This is a genomic window from Pseudochrobactrum kiredjianiae (genome assembly GCF_030362795.1).
Classification (GTDB): domain Bacteria; phylum Pseudomonadota; class Alphaproteobacteria; order Rhizobiales; family Rhizobiaceae; genus Pseudochrobactrum; species Pseudochrobactrum kiredjianiae.
Genome location: NZ_JAUCBM010000013.1, coordinates 1 through 23712, shown reverse-complemented (window position 1 = coordinate 23712; position 23712 = coordinate 1). Strand labels below are relative to the sequence as shown.

At 49.9% G+C, this 23712-nt stretch carries 20 protein-coding genes, 1 tRNA gene and 1 pseudogene; 7 read left to right on the top strand and 15 right to left on the bottom strand.

All coding sequences use genetic code 11. From position 1 onward, the window contains the following. Window positions 1-64 precede the first annotated feature (64 nt). A complete protein-coding gene (locus tag QUF18_RS17130; RefSeq protein ID WP_289388490.1) occupies window positions 65-1084 on the bottom strand; it encodes a histone deacetylase family protein in 1020 nt (339 codons plus the stop codon). Window positions 1085-1361: 277 nt separating this feature from the next. Between QUF18_RS17130 and QUF18_RS17120 the strand changes: the two are divergent. Then, a pseudogene (locus tag QUF18_RS17120) lies at window positions 1362-2487 on the top strand (acyltransferase family protein). Window positions 2488-2501: 14 nt separating this feature from the next. Here the strand turns inward: QUF18_RS17120 and QUF18_RS17115 are convergent. The 7 genes from QUF18_RS17115 to QUF18_RS17085 all read right to left on the bottom strand — a co-directional run bounded on the left by QUF18_RS17115 (window position 2502) and on the right by QUF18_RS17085 (window position 10475). Continuing rightward, window positions 2502-3320 (bottom strand): MBL fold metallo-hydrolase, encoded by an 819-nt coding sequence (locus QUF18_RS17115; RefSeq protein WP_289388487.1) that lies wholly within the window; start codon window positions 3318-3320, stop codon window positions 2502-2504. A gap of 83 nt (window positions 3321-3403) precedes the next feature. Next, window positions 3404-4180 carry a TatD family hydrolase gene (locus tag QUF18_RS17110; RefSeq protein WP_289388486.1) on the bottom strand — a complete coding sequence of 259 codons (777 nt, stop codon included), beginning with the start codon at window positions 4178-4180 and terminating at the stop codon, window positions 3404-3406. Between the two features lie 173 nt (window positions 4181-4353). After that, window positions 4354-5892 (bottom strand): methionine--tRNA ligase, encoded by a 1539-nt coding sequence (gene metG / locus QUF18_RS17105; protein ID WP_289388485.1) that lies wholly within the window; start codon window positions 5890-5892, stop codon window positions 4354-4356. A gap of 214 nt (window positions 5893-6106) precedes the next feature. Next, a complete protein-coding gene (locus QUF18_RS17100) occupies window positions 6107-7180 on the bottom strand; it encodes a DNA polymerase III subunit delta' (protein ID WP_289388484.1) in 1074 nt (357 codons plus the stop codon). Beyond that, a complete protein-coding gene (gene tmk / locus QUF18_RS17095) occupies window positions 7173-7826 on the bottom strand; it encodes a dTMP kinase (RefSeq protein ID WP_289388483.1) in 654 nt (217 codons plus the stop codon). The genes QUF18_RS17100 and tmk overlap by 8 nt, the downstream gene beginning before the upstream one ends. Window positions 7827-7926: 100 nt before the next feature. After that, the gene (locus QUF18_RS17090) at window positions 7927-9138 is read right to left on the bottom strand and encodes a D-alanyl-D-alanine carboxypeptidase family protein (RefSeq protein ID WP_289388482.1); all 1212 of its coding nucleotides are present in this window, start codon (window positions 9136-9138) and stop codon (window positions 7927-7929) included. A gap of 137 nt (window positions 9139-9275) precedes the next feature. After that, the gene (locus QUF18_RS17085; protein ID WP_374807202.1) at window positions 9276-10475 is read right to left on the bottom strand and encodes a septal ring lytic transglycosylase RlpA family protein; all 1200 of its coding nucleotides are present in this window, start codon (window positions 10473-10475) and stop codon (window positions 9276-9278) included. Between the two features lie 588 nt (window positions 10476-11063). Between QUF18_RS17085 and QUF18_RS17080 the strand changes: the two genes are divergently transcribed. Both QUF18_RS17080 and QUF18_RS17075 read left to right on the top strand, forming a co-directional pair. Continuing rightward, the gene (locus tag QUF18_RS17080) at window positions 11064-11456 is read left to right on the top strand and encodes an MAPEG family protein (protein ID WP_289388481.1); all 393 of its coding nucleotides are present in this window, start codon (window positions 11064-11066) and stop codon (window positions 11454-11456) included. A gap of 314 nt (window positions 11457-11770) precedes the next feature. Further along, window positions 11771-12574, top strand: a complete 804-nt coding sequence (locus tag QUF18_RS17075) for a GGDEF domain-containing protein (RefSeq protein ID WP_289388480.1) — start codon at window positions 11771-11773, stop codon at window positions 12572-12574. Between the two features lie 12 nt (window positions 12575-12586). Here the strand turns inward: QUF18_RS17075 and QUF18_RS17070 are convergent, their stop codons facing one another. From QUF18_RS17070 to ade, 6 genes are all read right to left on the bottom strand, one after another. Beyond that, window positions 12587-13141, bottom strand: coding sequence for a GNAT family N-acetyltransferase (locus QUF18_RS17070; protein ID WP_289388479.1), 555 nt, complete (start codon window positions 13139-13141; stop codon window positions 12587-12589). Window positions 13142-13227: 86 nt separating this feature from the next. Continuing rightward, window positions 13228-13974 (bottom strand): alanyl-tRNA editing protein, encoded by a 747-nt coding sequence (locus QUF18_RS17065; RefSeq protein ID WP_289388541.1) that lies wholly within the window; start codon window positions 13972-13974, stop codon window positions 13228-13230. Between the two features lie 115 nt (window positions 13975-14089). After that, on the bottom strand, window positions 14090-15136 hold the full coding sequence (locus QUF18_RS17060; RefSeq protein ID WP_289388478.1) for a cysteine synthase A: 1047 nt from the start codon (window positions 15134-15136) through the stop codon (window positions 14090-14092). Window positions 15137-15331: 195 nt separating this feature from the next. Next, entirely contained in the window at window positions 15332-16873 is a 1542-nt protein-coding gene (locus QUF18_RS17055) for a DEAD/DEAH box helicase (RefSeq protein WP_374807205.1), read from the bottom strand. A 387-nt stretch (window positions 16874-17260) separates the two neighbouring features. Beyond that, window positions 17261-18517 (bottom strand): threonine ammonia-lyase IlvA, encoded by a 1257-nt coding sequence (ilvA, locus tag QUF18_RS17050; RefSeq protein ID WP_289388477.1) that lies wholly within the window; start codon window positions 18515-18517, stop codon window positions 17261-17263. Then, a complete protein-coding gene (gene ade / locus QUF18_RS17045) occupies window positions 18514-20334 on the bottom strand; it encodes an adenine deaminase (RefSeq protein ID WP_289388476.1) in 1821 nt (606 codons plus the stop codon). The genes ilvA and ade overlap by 4 nt, the downstream gene beginning before the upstream one ends. Window positions 20335-20575: 241 nt before the next feature. Between ade and QUF18_RS17040 the strand changes: the two genes are divergently transcribed. The 4 genes from QUF18_RS17040 to QUF18_RS17025 all read left to right on the top strand — a co-directional run bounded on the left by QUF18_RS17040 (window position 20576) and on the right by QUF18_RS17025 (window position 22444). Then, window positions 20576-21280: an SDR family oxidoreductase gene (locus tag QUF18_RS17040; RefSeq protein WP_289388540.1), complete on the top strand. Its 705-nt coding sequence runs from the start codon at window positions 20576-20578 to the stop codon at window positions 21278-21280. Window positions 21281-21494: 214 nt separating this feature from the next. Then, window positions 21495-21580, top strand: a tRNA-Leu gene (locus QUF18_RS17035). A gap of 196 nt (window positions 21581-21776) precedes the next feature. After that, complete coding sequence (locus QUF18_RS17030) at window positions 21777-22286, top strand: GNAT family N-acetyltransferase (RefSeq protein ID WP_289388475.1); 510 nt, start codon at window positions 21777-21779, stop codon at window positions 22284-22286. Continuing rightward, a complete protein-coding gene (locus QUF18_RS17025) occupies window positions 22286-22444 on the top strand; it encodes an HAD hydrolase-like protein (protein ID WP_289388474.1) in 159 nt (52 codons plus the stop codon). The genes QUF18_RS17030 and QUF18_RS17025 overlap by 1 nt, the downstream gene beginning before the upstream one ends. A gap of 15 nt (window positions 22445-22459) precedes the next feature. On the opposite strand, the gene QUF18_RS17020 is transcribed toward QUF18_RS17025, so the two are convergent. Then, window positions 22460-23649 (bottom strand): IS3 family transposase gene (locus QUF18_RS17020; protein WP_289386482.1). Its coding sequence is split into 2 segments (ribosomal slippage): window positions 22460-23397 and window positions 23397-23649, totalling 1191 coding nucleotides; the frame shifts between segments, so codons are not numbered across the junction. Window positions 23650-23712: the final 63 nt, after the last annotated feature.

Sequence of the window (23712 nt, the reverse complement as noted above, 5' to 3'; positions counted from 1 at the left end):
AGAATGAAAACATTATATAAACGGGCGACATATAATCACCCGTTTATAACAATTATAATAGCATTCAGCCGCCAAATCCGCGCAGAAAATGCGTAAGATTTCCGCCGAGCTGATTACAGATATACCCGCCTTCCTGCACAATCACACTCGGCAGTTTCAGGCTGGCGCATTTTTGGGCAATGCTGGTGAAGCCTTGTTCATTGACTGTAAAGCCGCCAAACGGATCATGCTCGGAAGCATCAAGCCCGAGCGCTACCACCAAAGCACCGGGACGGTAAGCGCGAATACGATCCAGCGCCACATCGAGTGCAGCAAGAAACTCCTGATTGCCTGAACCGCGTGCCAAAGGCAGATTATAGTTATAGCCAAGGCCCGCGCCCTCGCCGCGCTCAGAAGCATATCCCCAGAAGAACGGGTAGAACACGGACGGATCAACATGAATGGAAACCGTCATCACATCGGAACGGTGATAGAAAATACCCTGTGTGCCGTTGCCGTGATGCAGATCGACATCCAGAATAACCACGCGGTCGTGGCTTTCACGTAGAACTTGCGCGGCAATTGCGGAGTTGTTCAGAAAACAGAAGCCTCCTGCCATATCAGCATAGGCGTGGTGTCCGGGCGGGCGGCATAGCGCATAGGCCGCAGGCTCGCCATGTTGTACCAGCTTTGCGGCTTCAATCGCCGTCTGCGCACTCCAATAGGCAGAATTCCACGTATCGGCAGCAATCGGACAAGCCGTATCAGCCATATGATAACCAGCTCGGCCAACCGGTGATGTCGGATAGGAAAAATCGCGTCGGTTCGGATGGATATTCGGGATCACCTCATCCGAGGCACCATTGATGGTCTGCCATTGGCCGTAGATTGTTTGCAGGAACTCCAAATATTCAGGTGTATGCACTGCGCTGACATCTGCCAGGCCATGATCCCGCGCTGCAATCATGGATAGTCCGGCATCGCTCGCGCCAGCCAGAAGCCGCTGTATGCGCTCAGGGACTTCAGGGTTCGCTTTGCGGGCACCAGCCGAGAGAAACATAGCCGGATTATGTGCGCGCTGAGGCTCAGCAAAAGTAAATTTCATAAATCAGTTTCCTCCTCATAGAGCGCCGTGCGTTCTCTTAGGCGCACAAAGTTCGCTCCAACTCTTTATATTTACAGCATAATTCCTTAAGCTAATTCAAGTTTTAGGAATTATGCTGTAGGAAAATATTTTATCGGATTCCCCATATAAGCGGAACCTCTTAGATAAGGGTATTTTTACATAACCCTACGATAGTCCTTCATCAATATTAATCATCAAACCTATCAATTATTTAGATTTTAAAACACGACATGAATACACCATAAAGATTTAAACTATGAATTTCAGGTGTATTTTAGTGTCCAGCAATGAAAATCAAGCAAATACAATTTATTCAATACAGATATTACGTGCTGTAGCGGCTCTGTTTGTTGTTGCGGATCACAGCCTTATTCATATTTTAACTTTTTATAATATTCCTCAGCCTTATCATGCTATGGCGTGGAAGCTCGGCGGCATCGGCGTCATGACATTCTTCGTCATTAGCGGTTTTGTGATGGTGCTGACCAATGATAAAAAATTTGGTGAAACTGGTGAATCTCTGCGGTTTATGGTCAATCGGGTCATCCGCATTGTACCCCTTTATTGGGTCAATGACCTTCATTGCCGCCGGCTTATTCATTGCCACTGCAAGTAAAGAAATATCCGTCTTATATCTGCTGAAATCCATGTATTTTATAGTACCGATCGATCCTTCATCAGGTGTCATTACACAGCCAGTTTTAGGGCCTGGCTGGACGCTCAATTATGAGATGTTTTTCTATCTGATTTTTGCTATTTTTCTCGCATTTCCAAAACGAGCAGCTTTGAGCGGTTTTACGACTGTAATGCTGGCTCTGGTCATTTGGGGAATGAGTACCTTACCATCCTCGGAAATTAATGAGCCGAGGACACTTTTCAGCTTCTACGCTAATCCGCTCTTGCTCTTATTCGTTGCGGGGGTCTGGTTGGGTGTTCTTTACAGAAAGTTTGCATTGTTTCAGACAGCCAATGTCAGCTTGCTCTGGATGTTTATAGCCGTTCTTTGTGCGATCACATTTAACTGGTCAACAGATAAAGCAAGCTGGCCGCTTTATCTGCAACCACTTGAATATGTATTACCGTTTTTCTGTGTCGTAATGGCCTTATTGTGTCGCTTCAAACCAGCCACAATCATTGGCCGTATTGGTGTTCTGCTTGGAGAGGCCTCCTACAGTATTTACCTGAGCCATATTCTTTTTCTGGCAGTTATTCGCAAACTTGTACCGGTTGCACCGCTGTACGGAACATTCTATTTTGCAGTTGCATTTATCGGCTCTGCAATCACCGGCGTCATCATCTACAAGCTGATAGAAATGCCGCTAACCCGATTAGTGCGTAAAATCACAACTCCACAAAAAGTTGCGCTTAGTTTACCAAGATAGCCTCTGCCGGAAGTTTACGCCTTTATCTCAAACGCCAAACCATCATAGGCAGGCTCGATATTTACAGGCAAGGCTGCGCGTACGGTATCATAATCCAGCGGCACATGCATATGGGTGAGAATAGCGTGGCGCGGCTTCAGACGTGCAATCCATTCCAGTGCCTCATCAAGGCTGAAATGGCTCGGATGTGTTTTATATTGCAGAGCGTCGATCAGTAAAACATCCAGATTTTCCAATGAGGAAGCAGTTTCCGGCGGGAAAGCATTCACATCAGAGCAATATGCAACATTGCCGATACGAAAACCAAGACTGGTAATATCGCCATGCACCAACGGCATTGCCTGAAAGCGGATCGCACCACCTGGCCCGTCAATGATGAAATCCTCTGTATTACTGATTTCATGCGCTCTCAGGATTGGCGGATAGCTCGAACCGTAAGGCGTCGCAAAACAATAGCCAAAAGCCTCATAAAGCCGGTTAAGCGTAAAGCGGTTAGCATAGATCGGCATCAGCTTTTTGTTATCCAGCATGAAGCTGCGCAGATCATCAATCCCGTGAATATGATCGGCATGCGGATGGGTATAGATAACCGCATCAATATGATTGTCGGGTTTGCCTTCAAGGCCGTCAATAATCTGCGAGCGGAAATCCGGCCCCGTATCAATCACAACACGTGTTGTGCCGGTGCTGCTGACACGCTCCACCATCAGCGATGCGCGACGGCGGCGGTTCTTTGGGTTGAGCGGATTACATTTCCCCCAATCGCCGTTCGGACGCGGCACACCCGGAGATGAGCCGCAACCAAGAACTGTAAAGCGATAGAAGTCCGACATTTGTCAATTCCGCTTTTATATGCCTTTTAATATTTAAATATCAAAAGGTTGAAATGTTTTTCTGATAGTTTGAATAAGCTCTATCAGCGCGATATTTTGGTGAAGAGGCGAAGCACATTCTCTCCGGTAATCCGGCGGATATCCGCATCACTCATACCAATCACATCTGCCAGAACAGCAGCAGTATGTGCCACAAATGACGGTTCGTTGCGCTTACCGCGATGCGGCATCGGTGCCAGATAAGGTGCATCCGTCTCTACCAACAGGCGATCATGCGGTACAATTTTTGCGGTTTCACGAATTTCAGCAGAGTTCTTGAAAGTGATGATACCAGAGAAAGACACATAGCCGCCTAGTTCTACACCGGTACGTGCCAACTCAATACCCGATGAGAAGCAATGCAGAATAAACGGAAACGCGCCTTTGGCGGTTTCTTCACGCAGCAATGCTGCCATATCTTCGTCCGCGCTGCGGGCATGGATCACAAGCGGCAATTGTGTACGGCGCGATGCCTCAATATGGGTCAGCAAACCCTGACGCTGCGCTTCCGGCGTTGAATAATCATAGTGGTAATCTAAGCCAGCCTCACCGATCGCCACAACTTTTGGATGCTGCGCCAGACGCACCAGATCATCCGCGGTAACGTCCAGTTCTTCATGCGCATTATTCGGATGGGTGCCGACCGAGCAATAGACCTGATCGTAGCTTTCCGCGACTGCTAGGATTTGATCGAATTTTTTCACGCGGGTGCAGATGGTGATCATCTTTTCAACACCGGCATCAAGTGCGCGTTGAATAATCGCGTCACGTTCTTCAGCAAAATCAGCGAAATCGAGATGGCAATGGCTGTCTACAAGCATAATAAAAGTCCTGCTCGTGCTCATAAGCGCATCCCGAAAAGTGTTCGCGGTTTTCGGATAAGATGCGCGTAAAATAAAGGCATAGCGCATTTCCGTTCTGATAGGAACGTATAGAAATGCTCTACACGGGAAATGGATACGGGCGATAATTCGCCCGTATCTTATATAAGATGTTACTCTTCAGTTTCCACATAACGCGGGAAGATCGGCTCCGGTGCAGGCAGTTCAGCACCACTGACCAGCACATCGCCGAGATCAGCAAAGCTGCGCTTGTCTTCCGTTACGCCCAGAATATTCAGCAACTTGGCTGAAGATGTCGGGATATAAGCCTGTGTCATGATCGCAACGCGACGTAGCACTTCTGCGGTCGTATACAGCACTGTGCCCATGCGAACCGGATCGGTTTTACGCAGAGCCCAAGGCTCCTGAGCCGCGAAGTAACGGTTGGCTTCCGATACCACATTGAAGATTGCAGCAAGTGCCTGATGAATAGCCTGAACCTTCATCGCATTACGGGCAATTTCAATCGCTTCTTCAGCCAGCTTCAGAATAGCCGTGTCTTCCTCATGGAAATTGGCTTTTTCCGGCACTTTGCCTTCGCAGTTCTTAGCGATCATCGACAGCGAGCGCTGCGCAAGATTGCCCAGATCATTGGCCAGATCGGCATTGGTGCGGTTGACAATCGCTTCGTGATTATAGCTGCCATCCTGACCGAACGGTACTTCACGCAGGAAGAAATAACGCACCTGATCCAGACCATAACGGTCGATAAACGCAAACGGATCGATCACATTGCCGACCGATTTCGACATTTTCTCGCCGCGGTTAAACAGGAAGCCATGCGCGAAAACACGTTCCGGCAGAGGCAGACCGGCAGACATCAGGAATGCAGGCCAGTAAACAGCATGGAAGCGCACAATGTCTTTGCCGAGAATATGGGCAGATGCTGGCCAGAACTGTGCCTTCTCCGCATCCATATCCGGATAGCCGATAGCGGTGAGATAATTGGTCAGCGCATCAACCCAGACATACATGACATGCTTGTCATTGCCCGGCACCGGCACACCCCAGTCAAAGGTGGTGCGGGAAACGGACAGATCGCGTAAGCCCGATTTGATAAAGCTCAGCACTTCATTGCGGCGCTCAGATGGGCCGACAAATTGCGGATGCTTTTCGAAATATTCGATCAGTGGTTCCTGATATTTTGACAGGCGGAAGAAATAGCTTTCTTCTTCATGCCACTCTACCGGCGAACCGATTGGCTCACGACGCACACCATCTTCACCAACGGTGGTTTCGCTTTCATCGAAATAGGCTTCCTGACGAACGGAATACCAGCCAGCATAGCTATCGAGATAGATATCGCCGTTAGCGACCATACGCTCCCAGATATCCTGACAGGCTTTATAATGACGCTCTTCCGTGGTGCGGATGAACTGGTCATGGCTTGAGCCGATTTTGGCCAGCATTTCACGGAACACGGCAGAGTTTTTGTCAGCCAGTTCCAGCGGCGTAATGCCTTCCTTCTCGGCGGTCTGCTGCATTTTCAGACCATGCTCGTCTGTACCGGTCAGGAACAGCACATCTTTGCCGTCCAGACGCTGGAAACGCGCCATAGCATCGGTCGCAATCGACGTATAGGCATGGCCGATATGCGGTGTGCCATTCGGATAGAAGATCGGGGTGGTGATATAAAATTTTTCGCGGCTCATGTCGGATCCGTCTTGTCGAGATATTTTATCTCATGAAGTCAATATGATGATAACTGATAAAACCGGCATAACGCATGTCGGAGCGTAAGTCAGCCCTAAATGCATCTAAATCAGAAACTGATGCTGCTTTATGCGGTTTTTTGATCCTGAAAATGCTGGTTCCAGCATCGTTGCAGTGACCGGCCTGCTCGGCGGCATCAGCCAGTCTCAAGCCTCAGACTGGCATGCCGCTGCGCATTGCGCGATGCATCTTTTCCATCATGATGAGCGCCGCTTGTTTGCGGTCGAGATTATAGCTCTCTGTATCCATCGCTTCACGGCGCAAATCATTCCAGAATTCCGACCATTGACTGGCCTGCACAGCCTGCCCTTGCTCAGCAAGATTCAGCGCCTGACCGGCAGCCTTATCCAGCAAATATTCAAGGAATAACTGGTTCTGAACCTCAGCATCACGTCCCCCAAGCACAGAGGCAAGCGCCTGCGCCTTCGACAGATCAAAGTGAGTGTTGTTCAATACAGTATCGACAGTATCTGTAATTTCCAGACCGCCATGCGCCACCAGCAGCAGTGCCTTGCGTACAGAACCTTCAGCGCGCGCACTCAGTGCTGCAAAATACGCCTGATCCTGCACATCAATGCCGACATCCTTGCCTGCGACTTCCAGAGCGCGTCTCAGCTCGGCATCATTCAGCGGCTTAAACGCCAGTGACTGACAGCGTGAGCGGATGGTTGGCAGCAAGCGCCCGGACGAATGGGAAATCAGAATAAACAGTGCCCGTGCCGGTGGTTCTTCCAGTGTTTTCAGCAGCGCATTGGCGGCATTGCGGTTCATATCATCTGCAGGGTCAATGATAACGATACGCCATGCGCCATCACCGGAAGTACGGCTCAGAAAATGCGTAATACGACGAATTTCTTCAACCGTAATCGCCGTGCGATATTTACCCGTTTTGGTGTCATATGGCCGTGTAATATGCAAAAGCGCCGGATGCATGCCTTGTGAAATCTGACGATAAGGGGCTTTGTCAAAATCCGGAACACTCAGGTGCTGCGGAGCCGAAGAGCCATCAGAATGCTGCAACATATGACCGGCAAGATGAAAGCCGGTTGTCGCCTTGCCAATGCCCTGCAAACCTTCAAACAACAGCGCATGATGCATCCGGCCTTCATGATAAGCTTGCGCGAGAAATGTCCGCACATCCTCATGTGCTGTGAGAAAGCTGGTGGTATTCGGCGAAAGAACGCCGTCAATCGCATCATAAGTGGTGTTTGGTGCCTGCTCAGCCATGGACGGACACCTCCCGCTGTTTCAGCGCCGCATCAGCCAATGCTGCGATCTCGGCACTAATCTCAGCGACTGTGCGATCCGCATCAATGACTTTACAACGCTGTGGCTCACTGGCAGCAATAGCTAGAAATGCCTGTCGGCGTGCCTCATGCGTGGCAATGGTTTCTTTCTCAAAACGGTCGGCAGTTTCCGTCCCGCGTCGCAAACCAGCCCGTGCCAGACCTTTATCTGCCGGAATATCGAGAATGAAAGTCAGATCAGGCATAGTTCCGTCTATGGCAATGCGTTCAACCGACTGCATAAATTGCGGATCAAGATTACCGCTGATGCCCTGATAAACACGGCTTGAATCAATGAAGCGGTCACAGAGTACAATCTGTCCGGCTTCGATTGCAGGACGGATTTTCTGATCGACATGATCGCTGCGGGCTGCGGCAAACAGCAAGGCTTCCATAGCAGGGCCATAGGTTTCTGCCGCGCCGCTTAAAATCACATGACGGACAGCCTCTGCCCCTGCCGAGCCGCCAGGCTCGCGGGTAACAACAACCTCAAAGCCTTTTGCCCGCAAGTGATCAGCCAAAGCCAGAATCTGCGTGGATTTCCCCGCGCCTTCTCCGCCTTCAAATGTGATCAGCAATCCTGACAAAGCTCTGATTTTCCTAAGCAGTCGAAATGAAATTTGAATAAAGCTTATTGAGGATGGGCATGGCTTTGTCAAATAAAACCGACAAAGGCAAATAAGCGCGTTATTTCAGCAAGCGGCGTATCCAGCCTGTTGTCAGTTCATAAAGCGCATCAAGCGATTTATTGCGCAATGTCCCCTCATTGACATCCTGCGCCGCATAGACAGGACGCTCCAGCAGAACCTCCTTATCACGCATAATTTGTACGCGACCGATCTCTTGCCCCTTGGCAACAGGTGCTGCCACCGGCCCTTGATAAATAACCTGTGAACGCAGCTTAGCTTTATCCTGAACCGGCACCAGCACAGAGATGGCATCATGCACCATCAAGCCAACAGAACCCTGTGTGCCTCCGTAAAGTGAAGCCTGAGCAACTTCCGTATTAGCGCTAAAGACCGGCGACTTTACAAAGTCATTCATCGCCCAGCGGATCAGCTTTTCAGCATCTTCAGTTCTGTCCTGAACGCTTTTTGCGCCATTGAGCCCCAGATAAATCCGCCGCCCGTTTTGCTCGGCAGAAGCAATAATCGACAGGCCTGCATCTTGCGTGCCGCCCATTGCCAGTCCGTCAGCCCCCATATTGAGGCGCAGTAGCGGATTGCGGTTGCGTTGCAAAATATTATTCCAGCTAAAGCTCTCTTGGCTATAGAGCGGATAATATTGCGGATAGCTGTCGTGCAAATGCCGTGCCAGCTTCACCATATCACTCAAGGTCACTTGTTGTTTGCCATCCTGCGGCAAGCCGGTCGGATTGATAAACACCGAGTTCTTCAAGCCCAGCGCCTGCGCCCGCTCTGTCATCTTTTGAGCAAAGGCCTGCTCGCTACCACTCATGCCCTCGGCCAAAACAATAGCGCCGTCATTGGCCGATTGAACGGTAATGCCCTGTATCAGATCACTGACCGTCAGCTGCGAGTTCAGTCTGGCAAACATAGTCGCGGTGCGCGAAGGTGCGCCACCGGTACGCCACGCATGTTCACTCACGCTGAAAGCCGTCTCCGGCTGTAACTGACCTGCTTTCAACGCATTGAAAGCAATTTCAGCGGTCATCAGCTTGGCCAGTGAGGCAGGCGGAAAAGGTATGTCGGCCTTGCGGGAAAACAGAACACTGCCGGTATCGGAATCGAATAACAACACCTGCTCGGATTTTATCGCAAAAGGTGGTTCTGCGGCATATGCGAGTGAAGCACAACACTGGGCAAATATCAGCGCAGCAGCAAAACGCACCTTAGAGCCAGGTTTTGTCTTGTCATAGAGGCTCTGATACCAGTTCACCCTGTTCTCCGGTCGTCGTGTTACGCTTTATTCGACTCAAAAATAGAACACGATGATTGACGATCCATGAAGCTAAAATAAAAAAAACGTCCGGTAAAACCGGACGTTTCAATAAGAAATATGGCTATGTGGCTGCTTTATTCAGCGCGCACAACAAAAGCATCATTCGCACCGGCAGCCCAAGCGGCCTGCAACAAGGCATCATTATTGCCGGTTCGTGACTTTGCAGACAGGCTGTAAAGCGCACCATTCGCTTCAGGTGTCATTGTACGACTGACAGCGCCCAGCTTGCCAAGTGTTGTGGCAATACGGTCAGCTTCAGCCTTGCTGTTGAATGTGCCGAGATCTACAAACTCACCCTGCTCTGCATTTTCGCTCAGGAATTTCGCAGCCTGCGCATTACGCCAGTCAGCCGATGCTGCATCCGGCATCAGTACTTTGGAATAGATACCCTCATTAGCCTGCGCAATGCGATTTGCAGCATAAGCACTGACCACGATATCATTCTGAGCGGCAGCATAAAGACCGTATGGCTTATCCAGCGGCACGGGAATAATCGCCGGCAGTACTGGCATAGCACCATCAGCATAGCCGAATGGTATTTGCGGCTGCGCTGAAATCTGATCGAAAGCGCTGACAGTGCCCTGCTCAGCACGATTTGGTGCTGATGTCGGTGTCGGGCCATTCATGGCCATCATCACACCGGTTGCAGGCTGGCCAATTGCATCACCACCTGAACGATAAGAGGCCATCAGATAGGCATCGTCCTGCCCGTGCAAGGGAGCGCGTCCAACATATTCAACTTTAACGCTGGCGGTGCCGTGATGCTTGTAATCGAGCATTTCAGCCGCTTTTTCCGACATATCAATGATACGGTCATTGGAGTAAGGGCCGCGATCATTGACGCGCACAATCACTGAACTACCATTAGCCGTATTGGTCACACGGGCATAACTTGGCAACGGCATGGTCGGATGCGCGGCTGTCAGATGCGCCATGTCATAGACTTCGCCATTGGCAGTCAGACGACCGTGGAAAGCCGAGCCATACCAGGATGCGCGTCCGACCTTCACATAATTCGGGTCTTCCTTCGGCTTATACCATTTGTCTTTGACTTTATAAGGCTTACCAACCTGATTGCGGCCGCCGCCGCGCGGAATTTTTTTGCCGTTTGCCACGCGCGGGCTGGCTTTAACGCCATAAGCGGATTCTGCAAAATATTCTTTGGAACGTTTTTTCTGCTGTTTCACCTGTGGCTGCGGTGCCGCACAGGCCGTTGCCAATAAACCGACAACACTAAGATAGAGTACACGTTTCATATAAGAAGAATGCAGCATCCAGCCCCCGCTTATTTTCTTGTCTTGTGCAACAGGCGCATGCGGCTGTTTCTGAAATGACTTCATCACGCTACTCAAACCTATCACAATCAACAAAAATCAGTCTGCAACCAAACCGGCATTTTTCCTGTCTCTTATACTAGCCAGACTATGACAGCCTTAATTTCGTATAACCAAACAGTTTCAAAACCTTTATTCAAGGCCCAAAATGCACAACACGTGGCAACTGTTCGCAAGAAATTATTGATGAAATCTTAAAATTCATCTTTTCCGCTGCCCAGCAAACCTTGTCTTACGAAAATTTTGCCTAAATAAACGGTCAGTAGGGGGACAGTCATGTAAAAACATTTTACGCACTTGGGCATAAATTAAGATTTAAACGATAAAATAACTCCATGTTATCAGTATTTTATACGCGATAACTACCGTTTAGATTATAAAACCTGCCCTAACCCTCATCTTAAATGGCATTGATATTAACCAAGTTTCTATTTCACTGGGGAAAGCAGCACGCAAATTTTGCATTTCAGCACTTTCAGCTGCCGCGCATACCCTGCAAGACACGAGCCACATGAACGGAAGATAACTTTGAGTACAGAACTGAACCTCGCCGTCTGGATGCTGATTATAGCCCTTGTTCAGATTTTTCTTCCCGCCATGTTTCGTAACCGTGAAACAGGATTTGATTATAATGCAGGCCCGCGGGATGAAGCGGGGCCGCCTGTTGGGATCATTACCGCTCGTTTGCAGCGCGCACAGCGCAATCTCTTTGAGACTCTGCCGCTGTTTCTCGCCGCTATTGTTATTGCACATATCAGCGGGCGCGAAGGTAATATGACACTCATCGGCGCATGGCTCTATGTTATCGGCCGTGTACTCTATATTCCGGCCTATGGCTTTGGAATTCCCTACATTCGCAGCCTGATCTGGGGCGTATCACTGGCGGGTCTTATTATGATTATTCTGGCTCTGCTTGGATAAATGAAGCAGACGTATTTAAATCAAATCTAAAACAAGCAAGCCTTATCTACAAAGATTTTACGGATAATGCGGATTTTATTAGAATTACGAGAAATATTGTTTTATGGGATGGGCAGTATTGAGATGGTACTTATTTGAGTTTCAGACTTCGCATTCTAGAACGGCTTATATGCGCAATAGATCACAGTGATCGTTTCAAGCTTTTTACTCTATCGCATTGTCACAGTCACCGAGTTGATTCAGCTTAATTATGAAATGCTTTAACAAGCAAATATTCGGATCTTCGCCTGCGCTCAGGGATATTTAAACGAACTATGAAATCTGCCCTTTTAAAAGCCTTTGTTGTTTCTGCTGCGGCAGCGCTGCTTTGCGTTGCTCTGAGTATGATTATCAGCATTATCCGCGGCGAGCCTATCGGACTGATCGGCATAGCTTTGAGCCTGATTTTGCCGATGATTACGGCATTTCCGACCATGACGGTGGTATTCCACCGTAACTCCCAGCTTGCGAGGGCATTTACCGATCTGGAAAAAGCCCATCAGGAATTACAGGCGCGCTCCAAGATCGACTATATGACCGGCCTCTATAATCGCGAAGCCTTTTTTGAGATGATGCGCAATGTGCGTTCGCGCGTCGATGTCGGCGCTTTGCTGTTGATCGATGCCGACCATTTTAAGAATATCAATGATCAATATGGCCATACAGTTGGTGACCGTGCGCTAAAACTGATTGCTTTTGCACTACAGAATGTAACGCGCAAAGGGGATCTGGTCGGGCGTGTTGGCGGTGAAGAGTTTTGCGTTTATCTGCCCAATGCCAGCCGCAAAGCGGCAATCAGCGTTGGTGAACGCATTCGCGTCGAAATTGAAAATACGCCTTTTTATATTAGTCAAAACCATGTTGAACCGCTGACTATCAGCGCAGGCGGCGCATTAGCGCATAAAAGTGACAGTAATTCGCAGATATTCAGCCGTGCAGATCATTGCCTTTATGAGGCGAAAAATCTGGGGCGTAATTGCGTGGTTTTTGAAAAGACAGACGGGACAGAACCGCAGATTCAAAATCCGTTGCCACGCAATGCAACGATTGAGGATTTGGCCGGAGATCGCAGCATCTGAGTAAATTCCGCTCTATTTCCAAAGCGTAATCACTTCTTCTGCTGTTGATACAGGGGAAAATCCCATACGCTGATATAGTTGCAAGGCACGCGGGCTATCGAGTGTATTGGTCTCCAGCCACAGTTTTTGCGGATTATGCGACCATGCGGCTGCTAGCACTTCCGCAAAGAAGAATTTTGCTAATCCCCGCCCCTGATAATCCGGCACCAGACCGAAATAATGCATATCGACGCTCTCCGGCAGATTGAGATGCATCTCAGCAAAGCCCGCCGGACAACCATCCACATAGAGCAGAAGAATACGGGTTTCCTCCGCCTTGATAATGCTGCTGACCACTTCATCACTTTGCGTGCGGCGCAGCATCCAGTGATGTGGTTTGCCGATCACTTCATAGAGATAACGATAGAGATGTAGCGGCATATTTTCGGCCAGCATGATTGCCAGCCGTATTCCAGCTGGCACAGGCACCGCAACAGATGACGGAGAGACCATTTCCAGACGCGTTACGTGAACAGTCACTTTTTCAGCGGCTAGTGTATCGCTGTGGCCGGTCTCATTATTCGTCATCACACAATCTTCTTTGTCTAAAATTACGGGCTTCTTTGTCTCAACTTACGGGTACCGCGATATTCTGTCAGGCAATAACAGCGATATTATGCCGGAGCTTTACCAAAACGGATACGGTAACGACGGTTTTCTTTGCCTTTTTTCTCAATCTTGCCGATATGGATTTCACCGATTTCCGATGTATTGGCCACATGCGTCCCGCCGCAAGGCTGGGAGTCGACAGAGCCATTTTCACCGATAACCACAAGACAAATTCGTCCTTGTCCTACAGGCGGGCGTACATTCTTTGATTTTACAATATCAGGATTGGCAGCCAGTTCTTCATCGCTAATCCATTGTGCTGTAACCGGCAAAGCTGCGTTGACCAGCTCCATTAGCTTTTCTGTAACAGTTTCCTTAGAGAACTCGGCATCAGGCAGATCAAAATCCACGCGGCTGTCATCCACATTGACTGCGGCACCGGTAATCGGAAACGGGCAAACAACGGAGAGCAAATGACAAGCCGTATGCATCTGCATCAGCTTGAAGCGGCGTTCCCAGTCGATCTCAGCAGTCACCTCATCGCCGATCTGCGGCAGTGTCTCACCTTCAGCAGGCATATGAATAAAATCACTCTTTGTCGCACCATTGACGGCCACAGCAATCTTGATTTCAGAGCCATCTGCACGGCGCAACACGCCATTATCACCAGGCTGCCCGCCCGATGTGGCATAGAACACAGTCTGATCCAGAATGATGCCGCCATCTTCTGTCAGTCCGATCACCTTAGCCGGAGTGGTTTTGAGATAGGCATTGTCACGAAAAAGCGGATTGGTTACCAGACTCTGTGTCATCATTCCCTCTTGCAAAAATTCTTTTGCAAGAGGTTTAAAGCAGTTTCAGGAAAAGTGGAACCGGTTTTCCTGAAACTACGGTAACAACAAAGAGATAGACGATTAAACTCGTCTCTTACGCCTCAAACGGCACGGCAATATCAGAGCGGTCAAGCAACCATTGCGGCACAGGTAAACCACGCTCTGCGAGAAAGGCCGGATTATACATTTTCGACTGATAGCGATTGCCGTAATCAGCGAGAATGGTGACAATCCGCGCACCTTTGCCAAGGTCTTTTGCCATACGGATTGCACCGGCAATATTGATGGCAGAGGAGCCGCCGAGGCATAGACCTTCTTGCTGCACCAGATCAAAGGCCAGTTTCAAAGCCTCGGAATCGCCGATCTGATAGGCGTAATCCGGTTTAAAACCTTCGAGATTACCGGTAATGCGTCCCTGCCCGATCCCTTCAGTGATTGATGTTCCCTCGGATTTCAACTCGCCGGTTGTGTAATAGGAATAGAGCGCCGCGCCTTCCGGATCAGCCAGACCGATCTTGATGTCCTTGTCAAAACCTTGCAGACCTGCAGCCACGCCAGCCAACGTGCCACCAGAGCCGACAGCACAGATAAAGCCGTCAATTTTGCCCTGCATCTGCAGCCAGATTTCCGGCGCAGTGGTTTCAATATGGGACTGGCGGTTCGCCTGATTATCAAACTGGTTCGCCCAGATCGCACCGTTCGGCTCGGTCTTCGCCAGTTGCTCGGCAAGACGACCGGACAAACGCACATAATTATTCGGGTTCTTATAAGGCACAGCCGGAATTTCAATCAGTTCCGCGCCGAGAAGGCGCAATGCATCTTTCTTTTCCTGACTTTGCGTTTCAGGGATCACGATGACTGTGCGATAGCCCAGTGCTTTGGCAACCATCGTCAGGCCGATACCGGTATTACCGGCGGTGCCTTCGACAATCACGCCGCCTTTGCGCAATAGCCCGCGTTTTTCTGCATCACGAATAATGTAAAGCGCTGCACGGTCTTTGACTGATTGTCCCGGATTAGCAAACTCTGCCTTGCCGAAAATCTCGCAGCCGGTCAGTTCAGATGCTTTATTCAGACGGATCAGCGGCGTGTTGCCGATTGCCTCAATCACCGAATTTGTAACGCCTGACTGCTGCACCATGATCGCTGTCCTTTATTGCTGCTTTGCATGCCAATATTTATCTCGAACCTCTGGCTCGAACCTATTGTTGCACAACAGCTTATTCAAGGTAAGATTTTCCGGTAAAATCATTGATACAAATAAAAAACACCGCCGGAAGCGCTTCCGGCGGTGTTTTCATTTCACTATTATGTAGAAATCAGGAGCGCAGCTAAATCAGCTGTTCCAGTCTTGCCCTGCCCGTTTTTTATTACGATGGAAGGTTTTCTTATTCGCAGGTTTGCCGGTATTCGCCTGACCAGCCTTATGGCCGGCACTTTGACCACCCCGGCCGGAATGATTACGGTTTGAGCGCGCACGTTCGCCCTGCGCAGGCTTTACCTCACCCGATTTTGGCGCATCATCATAGAGTTCGCGCACATCGGAGAAACCTGTAGCCTTCTGCACCGGCTTGTCCAGATTCTTGTAAGGACGTGAAGTTTTACGCTTGCCAACCGCACGCGGATCAGGCTTTGGCCATTCGTGCTCGAAGGTTGGTTTTTCTGTGCGTTCCGGCAACGGACCAAACTGCGCAGGCAGATCTTTTTGTGTCAGCTTGTTACGGATAACACGCTCAACTGCTTTGAGTTTTGCATGTTCTGTACCGCCGTCATAGAGCGTAATCGCAGCACCGGAAGCACCATTACGACCGGTACGGCCAATACGGTGTACGTAGCTTTCCGGCTCATCCGGCAGGTCATAATTAATGACATGGCTGATACCCGGAACGTCAATACCACGCGCAGCAATATCGGTTGCAATAAGCACGCGCACGGAACGATCTTTAAAGCCGTTCAGCGCACGCTGACGGGCATTCTGCGACTTGTTGCCGTGAATGGCGGCAACGGAATAACCGTCTTTTTCCAGATTGCGCGTTACCGCATCGGCACCATGTTTGGTACGGGTAAAGACGATGACAGTTTCCAGCTTAGGATTTGTCAAAAGGCTGGAAAGCGCTTTTTTCTTATCCTTGGTCGGTACTGTATAAACGACCTGTGTGATTTCTACCGCAGTTGTACCAGCAGGCGAAACTTCAACACGAACAGGATCACGAAGCAGGCCTTCAGCCAGCGAAACGATTTCCTTAGGCATGGTCGCGGAGAACAAGGCTGTCTGGCGATCGGCGCGGGTTGCCTTGGCAATACGCTTCACATCATTGATGAAACCCATATCCAGCATACGGTCGGCTTCATCAAGCACCAGCCATTTGGTTGCAGACAGATCAATGCATTTTTCACGCACAAGATCAGTCAGACGACCCGGTGTTGCCACCAGAATATCAACACCCGGCATCATTTTGCGAACCTGAGAAGCGCGGGAAACACCACCCAGAACCAGACCTGTTGAGAGATGTGCGCCTTTGGTAAGAACGCGAATAGTTTCTTCAATCTGCACAGCCAGTTCGCGGGTTGGCGCGAGGATCAGAGCGCGACAGGTTTTAGGCTGGCGCTTATCACCGAGAGCCAAAATCTGCTCAATAATTGGCAGGGAAAACGCAGCAGTCTTGCCGGAGCCGGTCTGCGCGATACCCAAAATGTCTTTGCCTTTAAGCTGAGCAGGCAGGGATTGCTGCTGAATTGGCTTTGGCGTGGTCATACCCGCAGCAACCAGATTTTTCAGCAAAAGACCAGTCACACCTAAAGCAGCAAAACCATTGGCATTATCTTCAGTTTTAGCGGCGAAGCCGCTGGCAGCCTGTGTTTCCGCAACTGCGGACAGGTTATCTTCATTTATATTTTTCAAAACATAATCTTTCGGCATGCGGTGACGGCGGGAAAACCGGCCACACGCATCATCAAATCGCCACGCGCAAGCAGGCTGATCCAGAAACAAATTTTAAACGACGAAGCGCCGGAACGATTATGTTCTCACGCGACTTGCGCTGCCGTATCCGGCACAGAATGTCCGGATTATTTCTCTCACAATTAATAAAAGCGTAAGAGAAAATTTAAGACGCAACCAAGTCCAGCATGGAAAGCCCGCACACAACTTAATGAATGAAGCCCAAGCGCCTGAAGTGCATATGGGCGCTTTCGTTGCAAAAAGCAAATGAAATAAACAACAGGGTCCTATGCGTAAAAGCATAGGACACCATTTTAGATACTATTAAATGATGAAATCAGCCAGAACCTGATTATCGGTAATATCCTGATAGGCCCAGCCTGCTTCCTTGAACTTCTTGTCGAGGATTGCGAAGTTCTTGGCATCTTTGGTTTCAATGCCAATCAGCACAGAACCGAAATTGCGCGCTGATTTTTTCAGATATTCAAAGCGTGCAATATCATCATCCGGCCCCATGAGATCGAGGAACATGCGCAATGCGCCCGGACGCTGCGGAAAGCGGAAGATGAAATATTTCTTCAGCCCTTCATAACGCAGCGCACGTTCTTTGACATCCGGCAGACGTTCAAAGTCAAAATTGCCACCGGAAACCACCAAAACAATGGTTTTGCCCTTGAGTTCGCTTTTCTTGAAGTCTTTGAGCGCATCAATTGCCAATGCACCGGCAGGCTCCAGCACCACACCCTCAACATTCAGCATTTCAGTCATCGTGCCGCAAAGGCGGTTTTCCGGTACATTGATCACGGACGATGCCGGATAATCTTTGAGAACCTTAAAATTCTCTGCGCCCAGTTCACCAACCGCTGCACCATCAACAAAATTATCAACGGTTTGCAGTTTAATGCGCTTGCCTGCTTCAAGGCTGAGTTTCAGGCTTGGCGCACCTTCCGGCTCAACAAAACGAAATTCTGTTGGCCAGCCCAGTGCTTTCACATAAAGTGTAACACCGGCAGAAAGGCCACCACCGCCAACAGGCAGCATCATCAGATCAGGCACTTTGCCTTCCGGCAATTGCTCTGCAATTTCCTGCGCAACAGAAGCCTGTCCGGTAATAATTCCCATAGCATCAAATGGCGGTACCATCAGGCCGCCCTCAAGCTTGGCATATTCTTGCGAGGCTGCGTAGCACTGGTCGAAAATATCGCCAACCAAACGAATTTCGATGAACTCGGCACCAAAAGCACGGGTCTTGTCAATTTTCTGCTGCGGCGTTGTCACCGGCATAAACACCACGCCTTTGCGGCCAAAATGGCGACAGACATAGGCAAAGCCCTGCGCATGATTACCCGCAGATGCGCAGACAAAAACCGCATTGGCATCTGCTTTTTTAATCGCTGCCGAAATGAAGTTGAATGCGCCACGGATTTTATAGGAGCGAACCGGCGTCAGATCTTCGCGTTTCAGCCAGATATCCGCGCCATATTTACGCGACAGATAATCATTGCGCAGCAAAGGCGTTTCGCCGAACAGGGCACGCATCTGTTCTGTCGCCTTTGCAACAGATTTTATAAAATCACTCATAGGAACAAATCAACTTTCTCGAAGCACCGTACATCCACCAGCCCGATATCAGAAATACGCAATTCCGGTATCACCACAAGTGCAAGCAGGGAGTGCTGCATATAGGCGTTATTGAGTGTACAGCCCATGGCTGCCATGGCTTTCACCAGCTTGTCCGCTTTGGCGGCAACAATCTCGGCACGCTCATCAGACATCAGACCGGCGATCGGCATTTCGATACAGGCCAGTTCCCTGCCCTTGGAATAAAGCACGACACCGCCACCGATTTCACCCAGACGATTAACGGCCTTTGCCATATCGTCCTTGTTGGTGCCAACAGCGATAATGTGATGACTGTCATGAGCAACAGTCGAAGCCAAGGCGCAATCCAGCGTATAGCCAAAACCGGACACATAAGCATTGGTAATCTGACCTGTACCGCGATGGCGCTCGACCAGAGCAATCTGACAAACATCATTGCGACGATCCATCTGCACAATGCCGTCACTCACCGATAGTTCAGCTTCCAATGCACGTGTCGGCGCCTGATTTTCGATCACACCAATAACGCGCGCCGTTACATTTTTAGTTGGTTTTGGTGATTTAATATCAAAGTCTTGCGCCGAGAACTTACGAGCTAGCTTTACCGTGTTTTTGGCTTTTTCCGGATATGCATAAGGCGCGATGTCAGCAAGCAGTTTGCCCTGCTCAGCCAGCAACACACCACGACCATAAACACGTTCAATTGTGAGTGCAGAGAGATCAGATACAATCAGAAAATCCGCACGGCGCCCCGGTGTGATAGAGCCGATTTCGCGCTCCAGCCTGAAATGCTGTGCGGTATTAATTGTCGCCATCTGAATTGCTGTGACTGGTTTCAGACCCTGCGCAATCGCATGGCGCACCACACGATCCATATGTCCTTCATGCACGAGCGTGCCGGAATGGCTGTCATCAGTGCAGAGGATGAAATTGCGGGAATCCAGCCCCTGCTCGGTAATCGCTTTGACCTGACTTGCCACGTCATACCATGCCGAGCCCAGACGCAACATTGCGCGCATACCCTGACGCACACGGGCAATGGCATCTTCAGCGCGTGTGCCTTCATGGTCGTCTTCAGGGCCACCGGCCACATAGCCATGGAAAGCACGGCCAAGATCAGGCGATGCATAATGCCCGCCAACCGTTTTACCGGCATTCATCGTGGCATCTATCACGCCGCGCATGATCGGGTCATTATTGGCAACGCCCGGAAAATTCATCACTTCGCCAAGGCCAATAATATTCGGCCAGCTCATGGCTTCCAGCACTTCCGCTGCGCCAATTTCCGCGCCACCATTTTCAAGCCCTGGCGCTGAAGGCACACAGCTCGGCATCTGCACATAGACATTGACTGGCATAGCCATGGCTTCATCATGCATCAACCGCACGCCTTCAAGCCCCAGCACATTGGCGATTTCATGCGGATCAATAAACATCGACGTTGTGCCATGCGGAACAACCGCACGGGTAAATTCGGTGACTGTCACCATGCCGCTTTCGACATGCATATGCGCATCACACAGGCCCGGCACCAGATAGCGCCCTTCCGCATCCACCACTTTTGTGGTCGCGCCAATACAATGCGTTGCATCATGGCCGACATAGGCAAATCGCCCTTCGACAATGGCGATATCAATACCCGCTACAATCTCACCGGAATAAACACTGACCAAACGACCGTTGCGCACCACCAGATCGGCTGGCTTGCGCCCCATCGCGACATCAACCAGAATAGACGCGGATGCCGCCCATGATTTGATTTCAGGCTTTGATTTTTTAAGGTCGGATGATGACATAGCAATCTCCATGGCATGGCCGGAAACATTATACATCCGGCACAGGCAAAAAACAGTTTTGCCAAGTTTGACAGTAAATTACCAGTTTGTTTTGATGTTTTAAGCAATTATCTCGTCTGATTGCACAATAAAATTACAAGACCGGCTACACGAAACAATTTCATAATATTGACTACATAATATCTTTACAGCCGCTTATTTTTTATGGCAGCTTCAGAACAATTCAAAATTGGAGTGGAACATTATGAGTGATAAAGTAGCAGTGATTACAGCAGGTGGATCAGGCATGGGCGCCGCCGCTGCACGCAAACTGGCCGACAATGGTTACAAGATTGCGGTTCTTTCCTCATCAGGCAAAGGCGAAACGCTCGCCAAGACCTATGACGGCATTGGTGTGACCGGCAGCAACCAATCTAATGAGGATCTGCAAAAGCTCATAGACAGCGCCCATCAGAAATGGGGCCGCGTTGATGTGCTGGTCAATAGCGCCGGTCATGGACCGCGTGGCAGCCTGCTGGATTTCTCAGATGAGGACTGGCATCGCGGCATGGATGTTTATTTGATGAATGTGGTGCGTTCTGTCCGTCTCGTGACCCCCATCATGCAGGCACAGAAAAGCGGTTCGATCATCAACATCTCAACCTTTGCAGCCTTTGAGCCTGATCCGGCTTTTCCGGTTTCCAGTGTTTTCCGTGCAGGCCTCGCCTCCTACACCAAGCTCTTTGCTGATAAATATGCCTCAGAAAATATCCGTATGAATAACATCCTGCCGGGCTTTATCGACAGCCTGCCGGAAAAACAGGAATTCAAAGATCGAATTCCGATGCAGCGTTATGGTACTGAGCAGGAAATTGCAGAAACCATCGCATTTCTGGCTTCAGACGGCGCAGGCTACATTACCGGTCAGAATATCCGCGTAGATGGCGGCATTACTCGTTCAGTCTAAGCGTTTCAGGCATCTGGCCGGCACAACTCCGGCCAGATGTCCCTTTCACTCTCAACTAAATTACTGATTTCAATCAATATTGATTTTTACAAAATATATTACGCTTAATGTTATTCTGACAGATTTTTCGCTTCACACACAAACTGCGCCTTGACTTCCGCAAGCAAATCACAGATCAAAAGACAGGTTTCAGCCAGATTAAAGATCTTGCACTGCGGACGTGGAGAAATCGGTAAACTCAGCAGACTTAAAATCTGCCGCTCTTAGAGCTTGCGGGTTCAAGTCCCGCCGTCCGCACCACCATTCACTTAAATATTTATTGGCAACCATATTCGCATTCTATGACTGCATGGATTTAGCTCCCATCTAAATTGCTTACCCAAGCGATAATAGCAGCCACGAAACCGCATCTTACATGCGATCCAGACACCACTTTCCCTGTACCTTCCTATGAAACTACTCTATCCGTAAAGAGCACGAACGGGAGGCCTTCACTATGAATAAATGCGCGTTTTCAATCCTCGCTGAAACGGCAGATCAGGCAGACGTAGAGCACCTGATGCAGATATCAGATAATGTTGCTGCACAACTTTACCCCGGTGAATATCGCCGCCCGCTAAACTCCAAAACGCTGAATGCAGATAATATTATCGTGTTCATGGCTCGAGACCATAACGGCAAGGCAGCAGGCTGTTGTGTTCTATTTATGCATCAAGACGGGACAGGTGAACTGAAGCGAATGATTGTTGATCCGTGCTATCGTCAAAAAGGTATTGGAGCATACTTAGTTCAAGCGGTTCTAACCGCAGCAAAAAGCAAGAATATTAGCCTTATCCAATTAGAGGTTGGCATTAAGAACGTTGAGGCTCAGGCGCTATACCTCAAAATGGGCTTCAGCAAACGAGATGCTTTCGGCACTTATAAGCCCTCGCCGGTTAGTATTTTCATGGAGCGGAAACTCGATATCACAGTTAAAGAAAGCCAGTGGGAGGTCTGTAATCAATAATGGGTAACCTGTGCGTTCTCTTTGATTTAGATGGAACTTTAGTTGATAGTGAAACGCTCTGCAATCAAGCCTTTCTTGATTTATTACCACAGCTGAATTTGCCACTTGAACAAATTACAGAGCAATACAGAGGCAAAAAACTATCATATATATTGTGACCTGCCACTGAACTTTCATCCAACGGCGATTAGAGCCTCGGCGGTTTTGACTACGCCAATTGGCGTGTTGGTAGCAACCGGCGGAAACGCCAAGCTTTCATCTTGCGCAGCGTTGGAGCCGGTTGCGGCGATGGATCCAGCATAGTCTGCCGGGGTTTGGTATCCCAGCGACGAGTGTGGCCGGAAATTGTTGTAATCGTCGGCCCATTGGGCGATGGCGCTGCGGGCGTGATCGAGGCCAAAGAACAGGCTTTCGTTGAGCAATTCGTCGCGCATCCGACCGTTGAAGGATTCAACATAGCCGTTCTGCATAGGCTTTCCTGGCGCGATATAGTGCCACTCAACCTTGTGATCCTTCGACCAGGCCAGGATGGCATTCGAGGTGAGTTCCGTGCCGTTATCGGAGACAATCATTCCGGGCTTGCCGCGTCGTTCGATCAGCGTCGTCAGTTCTCGGGCGACACGGCGGCCGGAGATTGAGGTGTCCGGGATTGCTGCCAGGCATTCCCGTGTCACATCATCAACGATATTGAGGATCCGGAACCGTCTCCCGCATGCAAACTGGTCGTGCACGAAATCGAGAGACCAACGGGCATTTGCTTTCGCCTCGACCAGGATCGGCGCACGCGTGCCGACGGCCCTTCGTCGAGCCTTCCGCTTGCGAACCGAAAGCCCTTCCTCGCGATACAGCCGATAGATGCGGTTGACGCCGGATGGCTCTCCGTCCCGCCTGAGCAGGACGAACAGCCGTCGGTAGCCGAAGCGCCGTCGCTCGTTGGCGAGATCGCGCAACTTTGCTCGCAATTCGACCTCCGGCGGTCGGCAGGACCGATAGCGGATCATCTTGCGATCAGCCGAAACAATCTGGCAGGCCCGCCGCTCCGAAAGACCCATTATGTCCTTCAGATGTGCAACGGCGTCACGCTTGGCGGCAGGCCCTACCATTTTTTTGCGAGAAGCTCGCGGAGTGCGGCGGCATCGAGCATCTGCTCGGCCAACAGCTTCTTAAGCTTGGCGTTCTCTTCTTCGAGTGCCTTCAGGCGCTTCGCCTCGGACACCTCCATACCGCCGTATTTGGCTTTCCAGTTATAAAATGTTGCGTCCGAAATCCCATACTTGCGGCACAGGTCGGCCACCTTCATGCCTGCCTCCTGCTCCTTCAGCACCGCAATAATCTGCTCTTCCGTAAATCGCTGCTTCTTCATTCGTCCGTCCTTTATCGGGCCGGACTCTAATCCATTCTGGAGGAAATTCTCAGTGGCAGGTCA

Bases quoted from the DNA above. Each gene is read 5' to 3' on its own strand.
- QUF18_RS17060 (WP_289388478.1), bottom strand. From the start codon at position 15,136: ATGGTGCAGCAGTCAGGCGTTACAAATTCGGTGATTGAGGCAATCGGC.
- metG (WP_289388485.1), bottom strand. From the start codon at position 5,892: ATGAGCCGCGAAAAATTTTATATCACCACCCCGATCTTCTATCCGAAT.
- QUF18_RS17030 (WP_289388475.1), top strand. From the start codon at position 21,777: ATGAATAAATGCGCGTTTTCAATCCTCGCTGAAACGGCAGATCAGGCA.
- ade (WP_289388476.1), bottom strand. From the start codon at position 20,334: ATGTCATCATCCGACCTTAAAAAATCAAAGCCTGAAATCAAATCATGG.
- QUF18_RS17075 (WP_289388480.1), top strand. From the start codon at position 11,771: ATGAAATCTGCCCTTTTAAAAGCCTTTGTTGTTTCTGCTGCGGCAGCG.
- QUF18_RS17100 (WP_289388484.1), bottom strand. From the start codon at position 7,180: ATGGCTGAGCAGGCACCAAACACCACTTATGATGCGATTGACGGCGTT.
- QUF18_RS17085 (WP_374807202.1), bottom strand. From the start codon at position 10,475: ATGCTGCATTCTTCTTATATGAAACGTGTACTCTATCTTAGTGTTGTC.
- QUF18_RS17025 (WP_289388474.1), top strand. From the start codon at position 22,286: ATGGGTAACCTGTGCGTTCTCTTTGATTTAGATGGAACTTTAGTTGAT.
- QUF18_RS17065 (WP_289388541.1), bottom strand. From the start codon at position 13,974: ATGACACAGAGTCTGGTAACCAATCCGCTTTTTCGTGACAATGCCTAT.
- QUF18_RS17130 (WP_289388490.1), bottom strand. From the start codon at position 1,084: ATGAAATTTACTTTTGCTGAGCCTCAGCGCGCACATAATCCGGCTATG.
- QUF18_RS17110 (WP_289388486.1), bottom strand. From the start codon at position 4,180: ATGCTTGTAGACAGCCATTGCCATCTCGATTTCGCTGATTTTGCTGAA.
- ilvA (WP_289388477.1), bottom strand. From the start codon at position 18,517: ATGAGTGATTTTATAAAATCTGTTGCAAAGGCGACAGAACAGATGCGT.
- QUF18_RS17070 (WP_289388479.1), bottom strand. From the start codon at position 13,141: ATGACGAATAATGAGACCGGCCACAGCGATACACTAGCCGCTGAAAAA.
- QUF18_RS17115 (WP_289388487.1), bottom strand. From the start codon at position 3,320: ATGTCGGACTTCTATCGCTTTACAGTTCTTGGTTGCGGCTCATCTCCG.